Annotated in this window: 3 protein-coding genes; 2 read left to right on the top strand and 1 reads right to left on the bottom strand. The window is 40.8% G+C overall.

Features of this window, described 5'->3' with window-relative positions:
• Positions 1 to 562: 562 nt before the first annotated feature.
• On the top strand, positions 563 to 949 hold the full coding sequence (locus MWU84_RS23465) for a hypothetical protein (RefSeq protein WP_157730749.1): 387 nt from the start codon (positions 563 to 565) through the stop codon (positions 947 to 949).
• Positions 946 to 3,246: a relaxase/mobilization nuclease domain-containing protein gene (locus MWU84_RS23470; RefSeq protein WP_093978389.1), complete on the top strand. Its 2,301-nt coding sequence runs from the start codon at positions 946 to 948 to the stop codon at positions 3,244 to 3,246. The genes MWU84_RS23465 and MWU84_RS23470 overlap by 4 nt, the downstream gene beginning before the upstream one ends.
• A gap of 191 nt (positions 3,247 to 3,437) precedes the next feature.
• Here MWU84_RS23470 and MWU84_RS23475 read toward each other — a convergent pair whose 3' ends face one another.
• A complete protein-coding gene (locus MWU84_RS23475) occupies positions 3,438 to 4,661 on the bottom strand; it encodes a site-specific integrase (RefSeq protein WP_093978390.1) in 1,224 nt (407 codons plus the stop codon).
• Positions 4,662 to 5,354: the final 693 nt, after the last annotated feature.

Below are 5,354 nucleotides of genomic sequence, written 5' to 3' on the forward strand. Positions count from 1 at the left end.
GCACACTTTTTTTTGATACATAAATTTTAGATTTAGATTAATCCATATAATTTACGAAATCTAGCTGAAAAGGTTACCGAAGGTTTAGTTCAACAATACAATAAAGACATTGATTTTTCTGTTTAACAATGTCAATAACGTTATTTAACCCCAAGCCCCTGCGGAAGTTAAAAAACCTTCAGCTCCAAACACTAGGGCGGACAACTTCGTCCATAAGTTTTGGGTCATATTTCTAAGTTTGCTTTTTCAACCCCCTCGTGGCGCATGAAAGCACAAGGGAAAAAAACTCCTTGCCCTTTCTTCCCCCTGCCCACAAAAAATTTGAACATTTCCATTATTCTTTAATTTTTTCAACCCCATATTGGACCATATAAATTTTCTGTCTGTACCCATTTATATTGATATGGTTCCATATGTTTTAAGAGGTTAAAATAATGATTATAAGATAGTTACATTACAAATTAATCAATTATATTTATCTTTGAAAAAGATAGCAAGTTGTATTCTAAGTAACTTAGAATTGTCTACTTCTGACGAAGTGTTTACCTAAAGATCAAAGGAAATGGAACAACGGAAAAGAGGACGGAAACGATTGGGAAACAGGAAGCGGTACCATAACGTAATGCTCCGGTTCAACGATACGGAATATGATAGATTAAGGCGGATCTGCGAATCTTATCACTTGGATATTTCCGAAAGGGGTGTAATTGCCCCCTTTTTGAGAAGGCTCGTATTGGATCGGGAATCGGAGGAAAAGGAAAGGCTACCGAACTCCTTTGACCTTGCCCACCATATCAACAGGGTAGGCAGCAACATCAACCAATTGGTAAAACTCGCACACTTCAAGAACCAGAGAAGTCCCAACAGTGGTTTGATGGATGAGGTACGAAGCATCAATGAACTGCTGGGCGCACTTATCGAAATCACATTGGAAGAACAATTGGGATGATAGGAAGGATAGGATATGGGGAAAGCTGTCAGGGAATGCTGAAGTATGTCTTCGGCAAGGAGGGCATGTGCATACTCGGCTATGGGAACATGTACTCCCAGGACATATCGCAAAAATTCTTCGGAAGGGTACTCCACTTTCAGGGACAGCGAAATGCCACCAAGAACCGCTATGTCCATATTACCCTGAACCTTCCCCTGGGGGAACACCTGGATGACTGGACTTTCCAAGCAGTATCACGGGAATACATGGCGCAAATGGGCTATGGTGGACAGCCCTATGCAATGGTAAGGCACACCGATACCGGGCACGAGCATGTCCATATCATTACAACCAATGTGGACGATGATGGAAAGGTCCTCGGAATTTTCAATAGTTACAGAAGGAACGTGGCCACCCAAAGGTACCTTGAAAAAAAGTTTAACCTATCGCCCTCGCCACGTACCAAACAGCAGAGGGAACTACCGATCCTCAGGTCGCCAGAACTACAATTCGGCAAGGACCCTGCCCAAGGGACGAAGTTCTATTTGCAGGATGTGCTCAACGGCATCCTGCAAAAACACAAAGTGCGGAGTTTTGGGGAACTGGCCAAACTCGTAAAGCCCTATCACATACAGGTAAGGCAAACAAAAAACATATCGGGAAGGATAGGGGTGGCCTATGGCCTGGACAATCAAAAGGGCTATAGGACCCGGTTCATCAACGGCTCCACCGTACACCGAAGCTTGAGCGGCCCGAAACTGCAGAAGGTCTTCGAGGCCAATTCAAAGTCGAAGCTACTTCCGATGCACCGCAAGCGTTTGTTGAAACAAATAGAAACTACCTATGGACTTTTCAAAACAATTCGGCCTAAGGAACTGGCAGCAGTGCTCAAGGAATATCAGGACATCGATATCAAACTGGACAAAAAAGGGGATGCCATCAAGGGATATACCATCCATGACAGATCGGGATATGTTTTCACCGAAAGAGAACTGGGCCAAAATATCCGAATAGAGAATCAAGTGGATATTTTTGGAAACGGCGACGGACCCACGGAAATCGATACCGACAGCAAGCAGTTCGCAATAGAGATCCAAAAACTGATAAAGGAGGCATTCCGAACATCCCATATTAAATCCCCAGAAAGGAACGGATTGCTCTCGGAAAACATCATGACCAAAAGCTTATCGGATATCCTTCCATATATAGCAACCTCAAAAAGCTACATTTTCCTTGAACGCCATTTACCAGGTAATCAAAAAGAATTGTTGAGGGAAGCTCTTGAACGGGAATTCCCAACGGTCAGGGATGGATTGTTCCAATTGGAGACCAAGAAGGAAATGGAAACCTTAAAAGGTAAGTTCAACCTTATCGGCAAGGTGTTGGAAAAGGGCATATTCGATGTCGGGATGGAAAAGGGAAGCGTCCGGCTATTGTTCCAGGCTTTGGGGGTAAAGTATCACGACAACCAGTTGTCCTTTGCCAATTCGAACAGGCATACGGTCCCAGTCCGTTTGGGAAATTTACCTTTCCCCAAGACCATGGAGGAATATGTATCCACAGGATTCGTACGTCAAAATCATTCGGTGCTGGAACTATTGGCCGAAAAGAATTCGGAGAACGGCCCGAAGCTGGCGGCATCCGCTTTTTTCCTGCCCATGATCTTTCCAAAGCTTTATGAAAAAATGGATCCTGTATACCAAAAGCAATATGAAAGTGTCGCCTTGGGTTCCTATGTGAAATATGCCGAACGGATGCACGCCCCATATGAAAAATCCCCAAAGGACTACATTGCATTTTTCAACGCCAAAGGGTTCCATTTTACCAGAACGGAAAAGGGATTCGAGGTCAAATCCATTTATGCGAAGAAAGGAACAGGTTGCACGCTCTCTATAAGGACGGGCAGTTATCTGAATTCCATTCCCGATCTGTCTAAAACATTAAAGGACCAACAGTCCATAATCGACGGACTTGTTAAAGACGGCAGGGACCATCTGAAGAACCTATGGGCGGGTCATCTAATGGAAAGGGGCAGGTACGACAAGGTGGCCTTTATGCTTACATATGAAAAAAGCTACCCCAACCTGCATCCGGAGATGGTGCAGCACCACATGGACAACGGGCTTCGAAAAAGTGTAGGCGAAGCGATCAAAAGACAATCAAATATCCAACAGAACCGCTTATTGCGGAAAGGCGTCTATGCCATAAGTTCATTGTTGGGCAATAGGGGCAAAGGGCAAGAAGATGTCTATAACGGGTTCAAGGATGAATTCACGGATTGGTCAAAGTACAAGGGTAGGGGGATGTCGATTTAGTGTTTTGTAAAAGTGTTGGGTTATATTATCTGGCATCCTATGAGTGCTTTATAGTGGATAGGGGGAGTAAATATTTTTTTGGTTTCTATAATTCAATACTACCAATACGACGGTATAATGATGGTTTGAAAGAACTGGAGATTACTTTGGTTCTTTAAAGCCGGAAAAAGTTCGGATAGATAAGTAAAAAATTAAAAGTTGATAACCGCATCTAAAGCCTCGTCAGCTTCCTTATGTATGAAATTAGCTTGGTAGTTTATAGTTGTTTTTAAATCGCTATGTCGATATAGCTTTTGTAACATCAATGGATGAATCTTATCTCCTGCAATATTGCCAAACGAATGACGGGCAATGTGCATGGTTATTTTTTTGCTGATTCCGGCCTTTACAGTTATTTTCTTTAAATGTTTATTGAATTTTAAGGTGGCATTTTTTGTGCTTCTCAACATACGGTCCGCATTGTTATGGTCAATACCTCTTAATTCGGGAAAGATATACTCTTTCGTTCCAGGGTCAAGGTCAGCATATTGATCGATAATATTTTGGAGTTTAGCCGATATCTTCAATGAGATTGTTTTGCTGTTTTTGTTCATTCGATAATAAAGTCGTTCCTCATGAATATCGCTCCACCGAATTTTTAAGACATCTGCAATCCGCATTCCCGCCAAATAAAAGCTAAACAACCAAACATTTCGTGCATGATTTTGTGGTCCATGTTCGGTTAGGTCCAGATTTTCGATACGGGTGATTTCTTCCTTTGTTAGCCCAATTTTAACAGATTGAGGAATTTTGATTCTAATCTTGCCCTTTTCATTCCCAAACGGATAGGACTCTTTCTTTGCCAATTTTTCTTGTATTGCCCTATTGTATAGAGTCCGGATGAACATAAGAATATTGGCAATACTTCTGTCTCCAAGTGTGCCACGTGTTCTAAGATAACTATCAAGCCCCCTCAAAAACGGTACAGTAATCTGGTCAAAATTCAAGGTTCTGCCACCCATATAATCTTTAATGTGCTTAAGTAATGGGCGTTCACTATCGATTCGCGAAAGTTTTTTGCTTTCCTTTAACTGCTTAAAGTGTTTTTCGGCGTATTCAAAAAAAGAATGTCCAGTTAGCGTTGTCGTCAATTGCGATTTCAGTTCTTGAACAGAAAAATGGTCACCATCCTTTGCCGCGGTATCTAATAAAATAGCATTGGCCTCTGCCTGCTTAATCGCAATTAAGTTATTTAAACGTGCCGAATTGGGGTGCGATTTTTTGACTTTCTGTTTTATCTCATCCCAAAATTTGGGATCAAGATATTGACCTGTGTATAGAAAAGTTGATTTTCTATCTTTGGTGACGCGCACTGCTATGGGTAAAAGTCCTTTTTTGTTGCTTTTTTTTCTTAATATCGTATTGATAGTTGCCATGTTTCTCTCGCGTATATGGTAAAGATACAAAATCTAGGTACAACATAGGTACAACAAATGATGGTTTTACTTGGTTTTTTATGGTCTTATTTGATTTTTGTATTCATATAACTATCACGTTATTAGTCATATAGGAATATATTGGTTTAAAAGTGTAAAAGTTCGAGTCCTAGTAGGCCAACTTAAAGTTTAGAAGTAAAATCCCAATGCAAATGTATTGGGATTTTTGTTTTAGATGAAAATATCCAATTGCCGTAGTCAATTTTTGATGGGTGTCATATAACTGTCTTTTGGGATCAGGAACAATTGTTGTGTTTTTGCAAAGATTGTTGTCAATCTATATACAAAGGAAGAATTGTTTTCTTTTTTTATTATCGGTTCTATTTATTTGGAGGAATCGAATAAAACTTAGGTTATAAATATTCTTTCATTTTACTCAAGTGATTTCTATTGTTTTTTATCTGTTTTCGTGAATCTCCAATTTCTTTGCTGTCCAAGGAAACCGACGCAGGAGGTTCATGAATACCTTATTCCAAATTAGACAGACAATGAATAAAACGAAACAAACCTGCCTCGCCGGCAGGCGGGAGAAAAGACCCTTCTTCACTATGTGGTCCCTAAAATCTCGGGATTTTAAGGACCGATGCCATGGCCTAAATTATTTCCAAGGCTTCAATAATTCTTTACGGCCAT

This window comes from Arenibacter sp. F20364 (assembly GCF_023015905.1).
GTDB lineage: Bacteria > Bacteroidota > Bacteroidia > Flavobacteriales > Flavobacteriaceae > Arenibacter.